The sequence below is a fragment of the Mycobacterium sp. NGS50 genome (assembly GCF_059812545.1).
In genome coordinates, this window is sequence record NZ_JCALCW010000046.1 from 1 (window position 1) to 17059 (window position 17059).

The window sequence follows — 17059 nt, forward strand, 5'->3', positions numbered from 1 at the left end:
ATGAATTCAAGACCTCGAGTGTGAAGCTAACTTCACACTCGTGTGGGGCCGTAGACCTACTTGGGTGCGGTGAGCTCCAACGCGATGTTGTCCGGGTCGCGGAACTCCAGAATGTAGGACGGCCCGATGTCCTTGATCGGCTGGTGGGCGATACCGAGATCGTCGAGATGGGCTGCCGCTGAATCCAGTTCGTCCCGGTCGGTGAGCCGGAACGCGATGTGGTCCAAACCGACCCGGTCTTCGTCGAAGCGGTCGTCGGCGACCGGCCGCAACCCGATCAGCGCGCCCCCGAGGTCGTAGATCACCCCGCCGAACAGAAATCCCAATTGAGCACGGGTGGCCTGGCTGGCGTTGTCGGGGATCTCGACCAGGACCGGCCAGCCGAACACGCTCTCGTAGAACTGCCGCGATCGTTCGATATCGGTGACAGTGAGTCGGACATGCGCGATGGAGGTGCTGGTGATAGGCACTCGGCCCATGGTGCCACCTCGGCGACGACGCGGTGCCCGCATGCCAGAATCGCCAGATGCGGATCGGGATGACGATGCCGGTGATGGAGCCGGAACTGGATGCGGCACTGCTGCGCGAGTGGGCACACATCATCGACACCGGACCGTTCTCGTCGTTGTGCTGGGGTGAGCGCATCGCCTTCAGCAATCCGGACAGCCTGACCCTGTTGGGGGCGTTGGCCGGCTGGACCGAGCGGGTGCGGCTGGTGACGACGGTGATCGTGCCGCAGCTGCATGACCCGGTGTTGCTGGCGAAGGCGCTGGCCACCGGCGACGTGCTGTGCAACGGCCGGCTCACCGTCGGGCTGGGGGTGGGCGGCCGGCACGAGGACTACCTCGCGGTGGGCGCCGACCCGGCAACGCAGACCCGGGCCGGACTGACCGAGCGGGTGTCGATCATGAAAAGGGTGTGGGCGGGGGAGAAGATCACCGAATCGGTGCTGCCGGTGGGACCGCAGCCGGTGCAGCCCGGTGGCCCGCCGCTGCTGGTCGGCACCATCGGACCGAAAACCGTCGCGGACGCCGCCGGGTGGGCTGAGGGCCTCGCCGGCACCACGCTGGATGTGGATGCGGCCAAACAGAACGAGTTGTTCGACGTCGCCCGCCACGCGTGGGCGCAGGCCGGGCGCCCCAAACCGCACCTGGCGACGTCGTTCTGGTTCGCGATGGGTGACCGCGATCAGGCGCGCGCCCAGGTTCGTCGGCACCTCCTGCGCTACATGAACTGGATTCCGGCCGAATATGTCGACGCGATGGCGCCGATGACGGGCTGGGCGGGCGACGAGGACGACCTGGCCGCGGTGCTGCGGACCTTCGAGGCCGTGGGGGCCGACGAGATCCACCTCATCCCGACCAGTTCCGACGTCGACCAGCTGCGCCGGGTCGCCGACGTCGCCCACGACTTCGGCTAGATCAGGGCCGTTTCGCGGCGCACTGGCACCGGCTGCGAGCAGCACAATTCCGACGTTGCGACACGGTCACGGATGCATACCTATCCGAGCTCACAGACCTCAAAGGTCCCATTGGTCACTATCGTCACATGAGCTGACCGCGGACGTCTAGTCGACGTCTGCCTCCCGGAAGGTGTGACATGCCGCCGATTCGCCGAATGTTCTCGGTGTCGTTGGCGTCGGCTGCTGCAATCGCACTCGTCATCGCGACTGGCCCCGCGCCGACGGCCAGCGCCTCGACCTGCAACGCGCCCGAGGCGAACGTCGACCCCCCTGCGGCCTCACCCAGGACGCCCAACCCGCCGCCGGTGCAGCGGCCGACGGGGCGCCAGCCACGCGGCGCCAATCCGTCCGCGCCGATCCCCAAGCTCGGTCCGCTGATCTCGCGGCTGCTGCGCCCCAGCGGTTCTGGCTACGCGCTGCACATGGACGATCCCGACTCCGGTCCGCTGCAACAGCAAGCCGGTGTGCTGCCGCCCGCACCGCCACCGCCGGCCGCGGGTGTGCCGGCGCCCCCGCCGCCCCCGGCGCCGCCCGCCGTCGCCGCGCCGGCCCCGGCCGCGGTGCCCGTGGCACCGGACGCCGGTGCCGCCATCGGTGGAGCCAACACGTCGCTGGTGGAGTGGATCACCGGGCCCAACAGCCCCAATCGGACCCTGGAGCGCTTCGGCATCTCCGGCACTGACCTCGGGATCCCCTGGGACAACGGCGATCCCGCGAACCGTCAGGTGCTGCTGGCCTTCGGTGACACGTTCGGGTACTGCAAGGTCGACGGCCAGCAGTGGCGCAACAACGTGCTGTTTCGCACCCAGGACCAGAATCTGAACGACGGAATCCTGGTGGGGCCGGGTGCGGTCGGCAACAAGTATTCCGGCGCACCGATCCTGCAGTCCGGCTATGCCCGCGCGATCCTGCCGGGCGTCAAATGGGCGACCAGTCAGCAAGGCATGATCCCCACGGCCGCCATCGCGGTCGACGGCAAGCAGTACATGAACTTCATGTCCATTAAGCAGTGGGGACGTGACGGCGAGTGGTCGACCAACTATTCGGCGATCGCGATGTCCCCGGACAACGGCGAGCACTGGGGGATCTACCCCGGCAGCGTGCGTTCGACCGGCAGCGAGAATGTCCCCGGGGCGCCGGTCGTGCCGGGCAACGAAAACTTCCAGATGGGCGCCTACCTTCGCGGCGGCGACGGCTACATGTACTCATTCGGGACGCCGTCGGGACGGGCCGGTTCGATCTATCTGTCCCGCGCCCCGGAACGGGCGTTGCCCGACCTGACCAAGTATCAGTACTGGAACGGCGATTCGAATTCGTGGGTGCCGGCCAATCCCGGCGCGGCCACCCCGGTGATCCCGGGCCCGGCGGGTGAAATGTCGGCCCAGTACAACAGTTATCTGCGCCAGTTCCTGGTGCTCTACACCAACGCCAACAACGACGTGGTGGCGCGGACCGCGCCGGCCCCGCAAGGGCCGTGGAGCCCCGAGCAACTGCTGGTGTCGTCGTTCCAGATGCCGGGCGGCATCTATGGGCCGTTCCTGCATCCCTGGTCGACCGGCAAGGACGTGTACTTCACGCTGTCGTCGTGGAACGCCTACGACGTGATGCTGATGCACACGGTGCTGGCGTAGCGCGCTTAGGCGGGGACCTGGTTCACCGGCTCGGTGTTACCGGAACTCAATGCCGCCAGTGCGGCATCGATGACCGCGTTGGTGGCGTAGCCGTCATATGTCGACGCGCCGTCGATCGAGTCGTTTGCCACCGCGGTGAGCCAGGCGGCGTCCTGGGCGCGATACGCGCTGTCGAAACGTTCAATCCAGGTGTCCGGGAGGTGCAGGGCCGCACCTCCATCGGTGAGTGCACGCGTCGCCAGCGTGGGTGAGCCGAGTGTGAGTGCGCCGGCGCTGGCAACCAGATTGAGCCCGATGTCGTATTGCATGCCCGGCCCCCGGCCGAGCTCGAGCAGTCCCAGCACGCCGGATTGCGACGTCAACGTGACGAGCACGGTGACCGTTGTGCCGTCGTCACTGGCGTTGGTTGCGCTGGCGACGGAGCGGACCTCCTCCCCGGTGAGCCAGCGGAACAGGTCGATATCGTGGGCGGCCGAACTGGTGATCAGTTGCTGGGCGTCAAAAGTGTTGACAGACAGCGGATTGTGGTGGCGCTGAGTGATCAGCACCGGGTCGCCGATGCGCCGGGAACGCAGTGTGGCATGCAGATAGCGGTACTCGGCGTCATAACGACGCATGTAGGCCACCTGCACCAGTCGCCGACCGACGGCCCGCTCGGCATTGACCAGGTGTAGCGACGTTTCGGCGGACAGCGCCAGCGGCTTCTCGCAGAGCACGTGAACACCGCGGGCAATACACGCCTCGACGATGCCGTGATGGGTCGCGTCCGCGGTGGCCACCACCACCCCGTCGGCGTCGGCGTTGCGCACACAGTCCAGCGGGTCGTGAAAAACCTGGGCGGACGGCACCAGTGCCGCAGCACGTTCGACGAACGGCACATGGCTGTCGGCCAGGGCGGCGATCTGCGCCCAGGGTGCCAAATCCGCGAAGATCCTCAGATGCCCCAACCCCATACCGCCCAGCCCGATCAGCGCCAGCCGAACCGGTCTGGGGCTCACGACTGGCCTCCGGCCACGTCCACCCACGTGCCGTTGGACACCGAGGCTGCCACCGCCGCGTGGATGGTCGCGGCCCGTAACCCGTCACTGAACAGCGGCAGGCCGTCCGGCGGAGAGCCGGTGCGGATGGCGTCGTAGACGTCGGCGACGAAGAGGTTGAAGCAGTCCTGGTATCCCTGCGGGTGGCCGCTGGGCAGCAGCGAATACCGGGCGCTGTTCGGGTCGAGTTCGGCGCCGTCGCGGGCGATCACGGTGTTGGCCCGCAGTCCCGCGACGATCAGTTCGTTGGGGTGCTCCTGCTCGAACAACACCGCCAGGTCACGGCCGTCGAAGGAGAACGACAGCTGGTTCTTGCGGCCGGGCGACGATTGGCTGACGATGACGCTGCCGATAGCACCACGATCGGTTCGAAACGCGACGACCGCGCCGTCGTCCTGGCGGGCGGCGTGCCCCGGCGCACTTGCCTCTACGGCGCAGACGGCGTTAATCCGGTGCCCGGTAACGAATTCCATCATGTCGCACCAATGCGACCCGATGTCGGCGAAGGTCATCGACAAGCCGCTTTGGGCTGGGTCGGATCTCCATCCGGTCGGATCCGACTTGGCCATGTAGTCCTGCAGATAGCTGCCGTGCAGGAGCCAGAGCGGGGTATCGGCGATCTGGGAGCGGGCTTCGCGTGCCATCGCGTAGAAGCGGTAGATGAACGGTACCGCCGCCACCGTCCCGGCGCGCTCGGCGGCCTGCACCAGCGCGGCGGCGTCGACGACGGTGGTGGCCAGCGGCTTTTCGCAGATCACATGCTTGCCGGCCGCGAGCGCCGCCAAAGCCTGGTCGTGATGCAGTGAGTTCGGCGTGCAGATGTGCACCACGTCGATGTCGTCGGCGGCGATGACCTGTTCGGCGGTCGCCGCACGCTCGGCCCCCAGTCGCTGCGCGGCCAGCTCGCTGCGGTGCGGTGCGCTGGCACAGATGGCTGCCAACTGCCCGCCGGCGCGGTGCACCGCGTAGGCGTGTACTGAACCGACCATCCCCGCGCCGATGATCGCGCTGCGCGGTGTGTGGTGAGGAGCCACGAGTGATGGTCCTTTTCGTGATGCGGGTCCGTTGCTTCGGCAATGCTGCAGTGTAGTGATCCCCGTAGCCGCTACGGGCTGGATCACACCTCGCCGCGCGGTCTGAACGGAGAAGAGCCCGGGGCCGCCAAGTGTCGCTATCCGTATTAGATAGCGACACTTAACTGGCCGGCGGGCGTGGATAGCCGAAGCAGAAGAGAGTTGATCGGGCCGTCGGCGGTGCGTGTTAGCCGGTGAGGGGTGCGACGCCGTCAATGTCGGTGTGGGCGAAGTCATCGCCCTTGAACAGCAGCGGCTGACCGCTGACCTTCGCCAGCGCATAGGAGAAACAGTCGCCGTAGTTCAGCGCCGCCCGATGACGTCCCTTGCCGTAGGTGCGGTAAGCGGTACGGGCGATATCCGCCTGGGAGGCGTCGACGGCCACGAGGTCGACCGCGGCGCGATGCAACCACAGATCCAACTCACGTCCGCCCGCTTCGCCGAACCGGGACTCGATCACGATCGCCGCTTCCAGGTAGGACGCCGATGACATCAACCGGATCGGGTCGGCCTGGACATTGGCCTCGAACTGTTCGGCTTCCGCCTCGTCGCTCAACATCGCCACCAGCGCGGAGGTATCGATCACCATCAGCTGGGCAAACCGTGCTCGTCATAGCCGATGATCGCCTCTGCGCTCCGCTGATCGGCTCGTGGGAGCGCCGCGCACCGGGCCCGGATCGCGGCCAACTCGTCGCGCAATGCGGTGGTCTGTGCGCGTCCGCGCTCACGGGTGAGCCGTTCGCGGAGTGCCACGACGACGGCCTCGGTTAGGGTTTCGCCGGTCTGGGCGGCGAGTTCGCGGGCCAGCCGGTCGGCCTCCGGGTGTTTGATACTCAGCGCCATAGGGAGATTCTATACTTTTAAGCAGATTATAGAAATTCGAGTAACGGCTGTCTTCGCGATTCGCTGATGACTGTGCTGGCTACCAGGGTCACCCCATCGGGTTGGTGCCCAACGGGCCAAGATTGCGGCGGCCCGGCATACCAGGGGCACAGGGGATAGGTGCAACCCTCAAAAATTAAGGTCTAACCAGCAGCGATGAGAGTACCCCCGATAGGATTCGAACCTACGACCTTCTGCTCCGGAGGCAGACGCTCTATCCCCTGAGCTACGGGGGCGGGTAGGTGATACCGCGCCATGTGGGCTCCGACAGAATAACGCATGAAAGCCGGAGCCAAAGAACCGGACGGATTCGGGGTCTGACCACGCCAGACTCTAGGATGGGGCCTCGTGACCCCCGCCGATCTGGCCGAACTGCTGCAGGCCACCGCTGCCGCGGTGCTTGCCGCGCACGACCTCGACCCTGCCGCGCTGCCCGCGACGGTGACCGTCGAGCGCCCGCGCAACCCCGAGCACGGCGACTACGCCACCAACCTGGCGTTGCAGGTCGCCAAAAAGGTCGGGGTCAACCCCCGTGAGCTGGCCGGATGGCTGGCCGAGGCGCTGGCCGCCACCGACGGTATCGCTGCCGCGGAAACCGCCGGTCCCGGCTTCGTGAACCTGCGTCTGGAGGCCTCGGCGCAGGGCGTGGTGGTCAACAACGTCATCGATGCCGGCCACACCTACGGCCACTGCGACGAGCTCAAAGCCCTCGAGGTCAACCTGGAGTTCGTCTCGGCCAACCCCACCGGCCCGATCCACATCGGCGGCACCCGCTGGGCCGCAGTCGGCGACGCGCTGGGCCGGCTGCTGTCCACCCAGGGCGCCGACGTGGTGCGCGAGTACTACTTCAACGACCACGGTGCCCAGATCGACCGGTTCGCCAACTCGCTGATCGCCGCCGCCAAGGGGGAGCCCACCCCCGAGGACGGCTACGCCGGCAGCTACATCAACGACATCGCCGCCCAGATCGTGGCCAAGGCGCCGGATGCGCTCAGCTTGCCCGACGACCAGCAGCACGAGACGTTCCGCGCGATCGGCGTGGACCTGATGTTCACCCACATCAAGGAATCGCTGCACGAGTTCGGCACCGACTTCGACGTCTACACCCACGAAGACTCGATGCACACCTCCGGCCGGGTCGAGCAGGCCATCGAACGGCTGCGCGCCAACGACAACATCTACGAAAAAGACGGTGCCACCTGGCTGCGTACCAGCGCCTACGGCGACGACAAAGACCGCGTCGTGATCAAGAGCGACGGCAAACCCGCCTACATCGCCGGGGATCTGGCCTACTACCTGGACAAGCGCGAGCGCGGGTTCAACCTGTGCATCTACATGCTCGGCGCCGACCACCACGGCTACATCGCCCGGCTCAAGGCCGCCGCCGCGGCCTTCGGCGATGATCCGGCGACCGTCGAGGTGCTGATCGGCCAGATGGTCAACCTGGTCCGCGACGGCCAGCCGGTCAAGATGAGCAAGCGGGCCGGCACCGTGATCACCCTCGACGACCTGGTCGAGGCCATCGGCGTGGACGCCGCCCGCTACAGCCTGATCCGCTCCTCGGTGGACAGTCCGATCGACCTCGACCTGGCGCTGTGGTCCTCGGCGTCCAACGAGAACCCGGTCTATTACGTGCAATACGCCCATGCCCGGCTCTCCGCGCTGGCCCGCAACGCCGCCGAGCTGGGCCTGATCGCCGACACCGATCACCTGGGGCTGCTTACCCACGACAAGGAAGGCGCCCTGATCCGCAGCCTCGGCGAGTTCCCGCGGGTGCTCAAAACCGCTGCCTCGCTGCGCGAACCGCACCGGGTGTGCCGATACCTGGAGGACCTCGCCGGTGACTACCACCGGTTCTACGACTCCTGCCGGGTGCTGCCCCAGGGCGACGAAGAACCCACCGAATTGAACACCGCGCGCCTTGCGCTGTGCCAGGCCACCCGCCAGGTCATCGCCAACGGCCTGGCCATCCTCGGCGTCACCGCACCGGAGCGCATGTGAACGTTCATCCGGCCGGACCCCGGCACGCCGACGAGATTCACCACCCAGGTGCCCCGCCGCGCCCGCAGACGGCGGCGGAGATGATGAACCTGGCGCCGAACGTGTGGCCGCGCAACAGTGTTCGTGGCGACGACGGCCAGGTTAGCATCGCCGGTGTCGGCGTCACCGAGCTGGCCCAGCAGTACGGGACCCCGCTGTTCGTCATCGACGAAGACGACTTCCGCGGCCGCTGCCGCGACATCGCGACCGCGTTCGGCGGCGGCGACCACGTGCACTACGCCGCCAAGGCCTTCCTCTGCAGTGAAATCGCGCGCTGGATCGACCAGGAAGGCCTGTCCCTGGATGTCGCCACCGGCGGCGAGCTGGCCGTCGCACTGCACGCCGGCTTCCCGGCGCAGCGGATCACGTTGCACGGCAACAACAAGTCCGTCGACGAGCTGATGACCGCGGTGAAGGCGGGGGTCGGCCACATCGTGCTCGACTCAATGATCGAGATCGAGCGCCTCGACAAGACTGCCGGCGCCGCGGGCGTGGTCCAGGACGTCCTGGTCCGGGTCACCGTGGGCGTGGAGGCCCACACCCACGAGTTCATCTCCACCGCCCACGAGGACCAGAAGTTCGGGCTGTCACTGGCCAGCGGCGCGGCGATGGACGCGATACGGCAGGTATTCGCCGCCGAGCATCTGCGGCTGGTGGGTCTACACAGCCACATCGGATCGCAAATCTTCGACGTCGCCGGTTTCGAGCTGGCCGCACACCGGGTCATCGGCCTGCTGAAAGACGTGGTCGCCGAGTTCGGTGTCGACAAGACCGCCCAGCTCTCCATCATCGACCTCGGTGGGGGACTGGGCATCTCCTATCTGCCGCAGGATGATCCACCGCCGATGGCCGAACTCGCCGCCAAGCTCAACGCCATCGTGCGCGACGAGTCCGCTTCTATATTGGGGGTCGGCCGGCCCACGCCGACGCTGGTCGTCGAACCGGGGCGCGCCATCGCCGGGCCGGGCACCGTCACGCTCTACGAAGTCGGCACCGTCAAGGATGTGGCCGTCAGCGCCACCGCCCAGCGCCGCTACGTCAGCGTCGACGGCGGGATGAGCGACAATATCCGGCCCGCGCTCTACGGGGCCGAATACGACGTGCGGCTGGTCTCCCGGACCAGTGACGCATCCGCAACGCTGTCGCGGATCGTCGGGAAGCACTGTGAGAGCGGCGATATCGTCATCCGCGACACCTGGCTCAGCGATGACGTCGGACCTGGTGACTTGATCTCGGTGGCCGCCACCGGTGCCTACTGCTATTCGATGTCGAGCCGTTACAACCTGATCTGCCGCCCAGCCGTGGTGGCCGTGCGCGATGGTCAGGCCCGCCTGCTGCTGCGCCGGGAAACGGTCGACGACCTACTGAGCCTGGAGGTGAGGTAAGCGTGTCCGCTCAGGAGCCGATCGGTGTCGCCGTATTGGGATTGGGCAACGTCGGCCGCGAAGTCGTGCGGATCATCGAGGAGAGCGCCGCGGACCTGGCGGCCCGGATCGGTGCCCCGCTGGCGCTACGCGGCATCGGGGTGCGCCGGGTCGCCGACGATCGCGGCGTGCCGATCGACCTGCTGACCGACAACGTCGAAGAACTGGTGTCGCGCGACGACGTCGACATCGTGGTGGAGCTGATGGGGCCGGTTGAACCGGCCCGCAAGGCGATTCTGCTGGCGTTGGAACGCGGCAAGTCCGTCGTGACCGCCAACAAGGCGCTGCTGTCGCGCTCCACCGGGGAATTGGCCGAGGCCGCTGAACGGGCCAGGGTCGACCTGTATTTCGAGGCCGCCGTCGCCGGCGCCATCCCGGTCATTCGACCGCTGACCCAGTCGCTGGCCGGGGACTCGGTGCGCCGGGTCGCCGGGATCGTCAACGGCACCACCAACTACATCCTGTCCGAGATGGATTCCACCGGAGCCGACTACGCCAGCGCGTTGGCCGATGCCAGCGCCCTGGGCTACGCCGAGGCCGACCCGACCGCCGACGTCGAGGGCTACGACGCCGCCGCCAAGGCCGCCATTCTGGCCTCGATCGCGTTTCACACCCGGGTGACCGCCGACGACGTCTACCGCGAGGGCATCACCAACATCACCCCGGACGACTTCACCGCCGCGCGTGCGCTGGGCTGCACCATCAAACTGCTGGCGATCTGCGAGCGAATCACCAGCCAGGGCCAACAACGGGTTTCGGCGCGGGTATACCCCGCACTGGTGGACTCGACTCATCCGCTGGCCACCGTCAACGGCGCCTTCAACGCGGTCGTGGTTGAAGCCGAGGCGGCCGGCCGACTCATGTTCTATGGCCAGGGTGCCGGCGGTGCACCCACCGCCTCGGCGGTCACCGGCGACCTGGTGATGGCCGCGCGCAACCGGGTGCACGGCGGCCGCGGCCCCCGTGAATCCCGCTATGCCCAACTGCCGATCGCCCCGATCGGCGATGTGGAAACCCGTTACTACGTCAGCATGGACGTCGCCGACAAACCCGGCGTGTTGTCCTCGGTGGCCGCCGAGTTCGCCGCCCACGAGGTCAGCATCGCCGAGGTGCGCCAAGAAGGCGTTGCTGACCAGGACGGTCGGCGCATCGGCGCGCGCATCGTCGTGCTGACCCACCGCGCCGCTGAGGCTGCACTCTCGGAAACCGTTGCTGCACTGGCTGATCTGGATGTGGTGCAACGGGTGGCCAGCGTGCTACGACTGGAAGGAACCGGCCAGTGAGCTCTGCAAGGACAGCAATCCATCAGCCCTGGCCGGGGCTGATCGAGGCCTATCGCGACCGGCTGCCGGTCGGCGAGGACTGGACCCCGATCACCTTGCTCGAGGGCGGTACCCCGCTCATCCGCGCCACCCGGCTATCCGAACAAACCGGCTGCACGGTGTATCTCAAGGTCGAGGGGCTCAATCCCACCGGCTCGTTCAAAGACCGCGGCATGACCATGGCGGTCACCGATGCCGTGGCCCGTGGCCAGCAGGCGGTGCTGTGCGCCTCCACCGGAAACACCTCGGCCTCGGCGGCGGCCTACGCCGCCCGCGCGGGCATCACCTGCGCGGTGCTGATCCCGCAGGGCAAGATCGCCATGGGAAAGCTGGCCCAGGCCGTCATGCACGGCGCCAAGATCATCCAGATCGACGGTAACTTCGACGACTGCCTGGAACTGGCGCGCAAGATGACCGCCGACTTCCCGACCATCTCGCTGGTCAACTCGGTGAACCCGGTGCGCATCGAGGGCCAGAAGACCGCGGCGTTCGAGATCGTCGACGCCCTGGGGGCGGCCCCTGACGTGCATTCGCTGCCGGTCGGCAACGCCGGCAACATCACCGCGTACTGGAAGGGCTACACCGAGTACCACCGCGACGGCATCATCAAGAGCCTGCCCCGGATGCTGGGTACGCAGGCCGCCGGTGCGGCGCCGCTGGTGCTGGGCGCACCGGTCGCCCAGCCAGAGACGATCGCCACCGCGATCCGGATCGGCTCGCCGGCGTCGTGGACGGCGGCGGTAGCGGCTCAGCAGGATTCCGGCGGACGCTTCCTGGCCGCCACCGACGAGGAGATCCTCGCCGCCTACCACCTAGTGGCCAGCGCCGAAGGCGTGTTCGTCGAGCCGGCTTCGGCGGCCAGCATCGCCGGCCTGCTCAAATCGATCGATGACGGCTGGGTCGAGCGCGGGTCCACCGTGGTGTGCACCGTCACCGGCAACGGCCTGAAGGACCCCGACACCGCGCTGCGGGATATGCCCAGCGTGAGTGCGGTGCCTGTCGACCCGGTCGCGGTGGTGGAGAAGTTGGGACTGGTCTAGATGACCGACTGTACGAGCAGCGACGCCGGTCGCGGCAGGTCGCCATGCGAGGGCATGGCGCGCCAGCCGCTGCCCGTCGGGCTGTCCGCCACCGCGGTGGTGGCGGCCTCCAGTGCCAACCTAGGGCCCGGTTTCGACACGCTCGGTCTGGCCTTGGGTCTCTACGACGAGGTCCTCGTCGAAACCACCGAGTCCGGGCTGGTGGTTCAGGTCGAGGGTGAAGGGGCCGGACAGGTTTCCCTGGGGCCGGATCACCTTGTGGTGCAAGGAATTCAGCGCGGGCTGCGGGAGGTCGGGTGCGAGGCGCCCGGGCTGTTGGTGCGGTGTCGCAACGCCGTGCCGCATCAGCGCGGTCTGGGCTCGTCGGCGGCAGCCGTGGTCGGTGGCCTTGCCGCGGTTAACGGTCTGGTCGCCCAGGTGGACGCCCAACCGTTGACCGAAACCCAGCTCATCCAGCTCTCCTCGGAGTTCGAAGGCCACCCGGACAACGCCGCCGCCGCCGTGCTGGGCGGGGCGGTCGTGTCGTGGACCGATGCCGGCTGCACGCCGCCGGCGTACTCGGCGGTGTCGTTGCGGCTGCATCCCGATCTGCGCCTTTTCCCGGCGATTCCCCAACAGCGGTCATCGACGGCGGAAACCCGCGTGCTGCTTCCCGAGCAGGTCAGCCACCGCGACGCCCGTTTCAATGTGAGTCGGGCCGCGCTGCTGGTGGTGGCGCTGACCGAGCGGCCGGATCTGTTGCTCGCGGCCACCGAAGATCTTCTTCATCAGCCGCAACGCGCCGTTGTCCTGCGGGAGTCGGCGGAATATCTGCAGATGTTGCGTCGTTACGGCATCGCAGCGGTGCTTTCCGGCGCGGGACCAGCGGTGCTGGCGCTGAGCACCGAGGCAGAGCTACCCGCAGAGGTGCTGGAGTTCGGCGCTTCGCGCGGATTTTCGACCAACCCGATGGCGGTTGGAGACGGTGTTCGCTGGAGTTCTGGAGTGGTCGTCCCGACCTGATGCTTGACGGGTACGGCAGGGTAGCCTTGCTTCCCGCACTCATGCAGGCTATCCTCGGAGCCGTCCAGCTATCGCGACATCTGCGTCGGCGCTAACGCTGGAACACCATCAAATTCCTCTCGTGGAGACGGTTCGCGATTTGACGCCGCCGATGCGGGTAATCAATGCAGCAGAGTCGATGGTGGAGCGCACTCGGCGATTCCGCTGAATGCAACCAACCCCTCGCGTGACACAACCGGCGAGGGAAGAAAGGAAATCCGTGACTGATACGGACCTCATCACGGCTGGCAACGGCACGCAGGACAGCCTGCTGCCCAACCCCGTGACCGCAGATGCTCCCACGGCCGCCACCTCGGGTGGTTCGCTGTCGGCGATGGTATTGCCCGAACTGCGCGCACTGGCGAGCCAGGTAGGTGTCAAAGGCACTTCGGCCATGCGCAAGGGCGAGCTGATCGACGCGATCAACGCCGTACGCGGCAACAGCCGCCCCAACGGTGGCCCGGCAAAGGCAGACGGCGACCAGCCGGCGCCGGCCGAGGCCCCCGCCGAGACGAAATCCGAGGCCCCCGCCGAGGCCAAGTCGGAAGCCAAGTCCGAGACCACCTCCCAGACTCCCGCCGAGGGGTCGCAGAGCGAGGAGCCCCGTCGGGCGCGTCGTGGCGCCAGCCGCGATGCGGGATCGCCGAATGCCGGCAGTGACGAGTCGGGCGGGCAGGACGCGTCGGCGCAGACCGCGCGCAATGACCGCCGGGATCAAGACGCCAAGGGCGAGGCCAAGGCCGACAAGACCGAGGAGCGCACCCAGAACAAGGGCGGCGACCAGGGCAGCGACCAGCAGAACCGCGGCGGCGGAGACGACGACGCCGATGGGCGCGGTGGCCGCCGCGGACGCCGGTTCCGCGATCGCCGGCGCCGTGGTGAACGGACCGGCGACGGTGGCGGCGGTGACGCCGAACTGCGCGACGACGACGTCGTGCAGCCGGTGGCCGGGATCCTCGATGTGCTGGACAACTACGCCTTCGTGCGGACATCCGGCTACCTGGCCGGACCCAACGACGTCTACGTCTCGATGAACATGGTGCGCAAGAACGGCCTGCGTCGCGGCGACGCGGTGACCGGCGCGGTGCGGGTGCCCCGCGACGGTGAGCAGCCCAACCAGCGGCAGAAGTTCAACCCGCTGGTGCGCCTCGACAGCGTCAACGGTGGCCCAGTGGAGGAGGCCCGCAACCGGCCTGATTTCACCAAGCTGACCCCGTTGTACCCGAATCAGCGGCTGCGGCTGGAGACCTCCGGCGAGAAGCTGACCACCCGGGTCATCGACCTGATCATGCCGATCGGCAAGGGCCAGCGCGCCCTGATCGTGTCGCCGCCCAAGGCCGGTAAGACCACGATCATGCAGGACATCGCCAACGCGATCACCCGCAACAACCCGGAGTGTCACCTGATGGTGGTGCTGGTCGACGAGCGGCCCGAAGAGGTCACCGACATGCAGCGTTCGGTCAAGGGCGAGGTCATCGCCTCGACCTTCGACCGCCCGCCGTCGGACCACACCCAGGCCGCCGAGCTGGCCATCGAGCGGGCCAAGCGGCTGGTCGAGCAGGGCAAGGATGTCGTCGTGCTGCTGGACTCGATCACCCGACTGGGCCGCGCCTACAACAACGCCTCCCCGGCGTCGGGCCGCATCCTGTCCGGTGGTGTGGACTCCACCGCGCTGTACCCGCCCAAGCGGTTCCTGGGCGCGGCGCGCAACATCGAGCACGGCGGGTCGCTGACCATCATCGCCACCGCGATGGTGGAGACCGGTTCCACCGGTGACACGGTGATCTTCGAGGAGTTCAAGGGCACCGGCAACGCCGAGCTCAAGCTGGACCGCAAGATCGCCGAGCGCCGGGTGTTCCCGGCGGTCGACGTCAACCCGTCCGGCACCCGAAAGGACGAGCTGCTGCTCTCGCCCGATGAGTTCGCCATCGTGCACAAGCTGCGCCGCGTGCTCTCGGGGCTGGATTCCCATCAGGCGATCGACCTGTTGATGAGCCAGCTGCGCAAGACCAAGAACAACTACGAGTTCCTGGTGCAGGTGTCCAAGACGACACCGGGCGGCGCCGAGGTCGACTAAGAGTTGACCCGTAATTGGTCATGCGGCGCCAACCAGGTTGGGGTCTGGTTGTTTTCGGCTGGTCCCGTGACGTCCACGCTGGCGTGGTCTGTTCGGGGGTGGGCCGGGTGCCGCTTGTTCAGCAGAGGCCACCACGGGGTGGTGGCTGCCGGTCCTGGCTGGTCCTTCACCGGGTGGTGTTGGTGGCTGGTACCGGTTGACTGAACCCTCCCACTCTTGCTGGGAGGCCAACCCATCGCGGATTGCGTGGGCAAGTCGGTAGTCGACGACCGCGGTGCGCGGATCGTCGGGATCAGTGAAGTCGACGCAGGCCGCCAGGAAGGCCGACACGATGTCGCGGTCGGCGCGCAGCCCGCAGTGGCCGCAGTCGTGGGTGCGCTGCGCCAGGGTTTTCGCCACGCGTGCACCACACAGGCAGTGCTGGGACATCGCGGTGGCGTGGGTGCCGGCCCGATAAAACCGCCCGCCGGCGGCGTGGCATTCACGCTCCAGGGCGCTGGCCAGCATGCCGGGGCTGAACAACGCGATCCGTTTGCCCCACAGCCGTGCCCAGGTGGAGATGCGGCAGTCTTCGATGGTGATGGTGTTGCCGTGGGTGGCCACGATCGCCGCGGCGACCTCGTTGGCGCGGGCTTGTTTGGCCTGGCTGGCGCGGCGTGTCGCGGCGCCGTGATCACAGCGTGTTCGCCGGTAGGCCTCGGACAGTTCGTCTTTGCGGTATGCGCGCAGTGGCGCCCCATCGGCGCGGGCGTGCCGCGCGCCACCCGGATTGGCAACCTGGCGTTCTGATAGTCCGTTGGCCGCGCGGCGCTGCGCCCGTTTCTGCTGACGCACCGACGGCGCGTACTGGTCGGCGTTGGTGTTGCGCCGCGACCGATCCAGGGCACGCTGGCGGTCACGGGTTTTCTTGGCGGCACGGCTGGCGGCACGCTGCTGGGCCGGGGTGCACAAGATCTGCCCGACCGCCAACTGCTGCGGATGCTCCGCGGAGAACGAGGCGACCGACAGGTTGGACACGTTGGCATCCACACCGGCACGACGACCAGCCGGGATCTGTTCGCGGCGGGTGATCGTCGACGGCGACTGATAGCCGGCCTGGTGCACCAGCAGGTGGGCGTAGTAGCGCCAGCCGCCGGGCGCTTTGCGGTCACGCACCCGCACCAGGTCGATCTTGTGCCAGGTGCTCGGGTCGGCCAGGAAATGCGCGAGGTGCGGCCACTTCCCGGCACCGGCCGGTAACCGCACCGGCAGAACCAAGTCCCCGCAGGGCAGGCCGGTGAACACCACCGCCAGGGCACCGTCGTGGCCCCACCACGACCTACTCACCGGCCGCGCATGCGCCGGTAGGCGGCCCGGCTGGGCCAGGATCGATATCCCTGTTGGCTGGCCAGCGGCGTCGCGGGCGGTCTGCACCGACGCGGGCAGCTGCGGGTGCCGGTAGGCGCCCAGGTGCCCATCCAGGCTGCCGGCCAGGCGGTAGGTCTCCCACGTCGGCTGGGCCTTGGTGTGCGAGCGCGCACGGCCGGGAATCCGGGTGAAATCCCACCACGACCCCACCCGCGGCGGGCCATGCCGACGCCCCGACGCATCGGTGAACAAATGCCGGTCGATCGTTTCCCAAACCTCATCGGCCACATGCAGGCCCACCGCCTTGGTGAGGTGCTCGCGCATCCACCCACTGGCCTCGATGTGACATTTGGCTGCGGCCTCAATGCCCTTGCGGGACAACCCCAACCGCTCCCGTAATGCCCTCGGGTCTTCCGCGCGTTCATGATGGGCGACCCAATACGCCCGGCACCGCGCGGCCGCGTCACGCTGCAACGCCCGCCGCAACTGAAACACCGCCTCCCACTGGGCTTGCAGCCGCCGCCGGGTCCGCTTATCGGTGGCGTCGAGTTCCAGCCGGATCACCGACACCGGACCCTCGTATGTGAAGTTCGGCGCCTTCGACTTGCCCCGCCGGCGCGGTGCACCCACGACCTCATCACCGCCGGTCGCGGCCATGGTGTCGGTGGGCGTGGCTGCCATGG

14 protein-coding genes and 1 tRNA gene are annotated in these 17059 nt (G+C 67.8%); 8 read left to right on the forward strand and 7 right to left on the reverse strand.

What is annotated here, in order from left to right; all coding sequences use genetic code 11:
• Nucleotides 1–56: 56 nt before the first annotated feature.
• The gene (locus AC5Y36_RS23475; RefSeq protein WP_500043403.1) at nt 57–470 is read right to left on the reverse strand and encodes a VOC family protein; all 414 of its coding nucleotides are present in this window, start codon (nt 468–470) and stop codon (nt 57–59) included.
• Between the two features lie 68 nt (nt 471–538).
• On the opposite strand from AC5Y36_RS23475, the gene AC5Y36_RS23480 reads away from it, so the two are divergent.
• Complete coding sequence (locus tag AC5Y36_RS23480) at nt 539–1420, forward strand: LLM class flavin-dependent oxidoreductase (RefSeq protein WP_500043404.1); 882 nt, start codon at nt 539–541, stop codon at nt 1418–1420.
• A gap of 179 nt (nt 1421–1599) precedes the next feature.
• A complete protein-coding gene (locus AC5Y36_RS23485) occupies nt 1600–3093 on the forward strand; it encodes a glycoside hydrolase family 183 protein (RefSeq protein WP_500043372.1) in 1494 nt (497 codons plus the stop codon).
• Between the two features lie 5 nt (nt 3094–3098).
• On the opposite strand, the gene AC5Y36_RS23490 is transcribed toward AC5Y36_RS23485, so the two are convergent.
• The 5 genes from AC5Y36_RS23490 to AC5Y36_RS23510 form a co-directional block, all read right to left on the reverse strand.
• Entirely contained in the window at nt 3099–4091 is a 993-nt protein-coding gene (locus AC5Y36_RS23490) for a Gfo/Idh/MocA family protein (RefSeq protein ID WP_500043373.1), read from the reverse strand.
• Complete coding sequence (locus tag AC5Y36_RS23495) at nt 4088–5164, reverse strand: Gfo/Idh/MocA family oxidoreductase (protein WP_500043374.1); 1077 nt, start codon at nt 5162–5164, stop codon at nt 4088–4090. The genes AC5Y36_RS23490 and AC5Y36_RS23495 overlap by 4 nt, the downstream gene beginning before the upstream one ends.
• 226 nt (nt 5165–5390) lie before the next feature.
• The gene (locus AC5Y36_RS23500; RefSeq protein ID WP_500043375.1) at nt 5391–5792 is read right to left on the reverse strand and encodes a type II toxin-antitoxin system VapC family toxin; all 402 of its coding nucleotides are present in this window, start codon (nt 5790–5792) and stop codon (nt 5391–5393) included.
• Nucleotides 5792–6046 (reverse strand): type II toxin-antitoxin system VapB family antitoxin, encoded by a 255-nt coding sequence (locus AC5Y36_RS23505; RefSeq protein ID WP_500043376.1) that lies wholly within the window; start codon nt 6044–6046, stop codon nt 5792–5794. The genes AC5Y36_RS23500 and AC5Y36_RS23505 overlap by 1 nt, the downstream gene beginning before the upstream one ends.
• Nucleotides 6047–6248: 202 nt before the next feature.
• A tRNA-Arg gene (locus tag AC5Y36_RS23510) sits at nt 6249–6321 on the reverse strand.
• Nucleotides 6322–6433: 112 nt separating this feature from the next.
• Between AC5Y36_RS23510 and argS the strand changes: the two genes are divergently transcribed.
• The 6 genes from argS (at nt 6434) to rho (ending at nt 15029) form a co-directional block, all read left to right on the forward strand.
• On the forward strand, nt 6434–8086 hold the full coding sequence (argS, locus tag AC5Y36_RS23515) for an arginine--tRNA ligase (RefSeq protein WP_500043377.1): 1653 nt from the start codon (nt 6434–6436) through the stop codon (nt 8084–8086).
• An 80-nt stretch (nt 8087–8166) separates the two neighbouring features.
• On the forward strand, nt 8167–9510 hold the full coding sequence (lysA, locus tag AC5Y36_RS23520; RefSeq protein ID WP_500043405.1) for a diaminopimelate decarboxylase: 1344 nt from the start codon (nt 8167–8169) through the stop codon (nt 9508–9510).
• Between the two features lie 2 nt (nt 9511–9512).
• Nucleotides 9513–10832 carry a homoserine dehydrogenase gene (locus AC5Y36_RS23525; protein WP_500043378.1) on the forward strand — a complete coding sequence of 440 codons (1320 nt, stop codon included), beginning with the start codon at nt 9513–9515 and terminating at the stop codon, nt 10830–10832.
• Nucleotides 10829–11911, forward strand: a complete 1083-nt coding sequence (gene thrC, locus AC5Y36_RS23530; RefSeq protein ID WP_500043379.1) for a threonine synthase — start codon at nt 10829–10831, stop codon at nt 11909–11911. The genes AC5Y36_RS23525 and thrC overlap by 4 nt, the downstream gene beginning before the upstream one ends.
• A 54-nt stretch (nt 11912–11965) precedes the next feature.
• Nucleotides 11966–12913: a homoserine kinase gene (thrB, locus tag AC5Y36_RS23535; protein ID WP_500043380.1), complete on the forward strand. Its 948-nt coding sequence runs from the start codon at nt 11966–11968 to the stop codon at nt 12911–12913.
• Nucleotides 12914–13172: 259 nt separating this feature from the next.
• The gene (gene rho, locus AC5Y36_RS23540; protein WP_500043381.1) at nt 13173–15029 is read left to right on the forward strand and encodes a transcription termination factor Rho; all 1857 of its coding nucleotides are present in this window, start codon (nt 13173–13175) and stop codon (nt 15027–15029) included.
• An 18-nt stretch (nt 15030–15047) separates the two neighbouring features.
• Here the strand turns inward: rho and AC5Y36_RS23545 are convergent, their stop codons facing one another.
• Complete coding sequence (locus tag AC5Y36_RS23545) at nt 15048–17057, reverse strand: nuclease/transposase family protein (RefSeq protein ID WP_500043382.1); 2010 nt, start codon at nt 17055–17057, stop codon at nt 15048–15050.
• Nucleotides 17058–17059 lie beyond the last annotated feature (2 nt).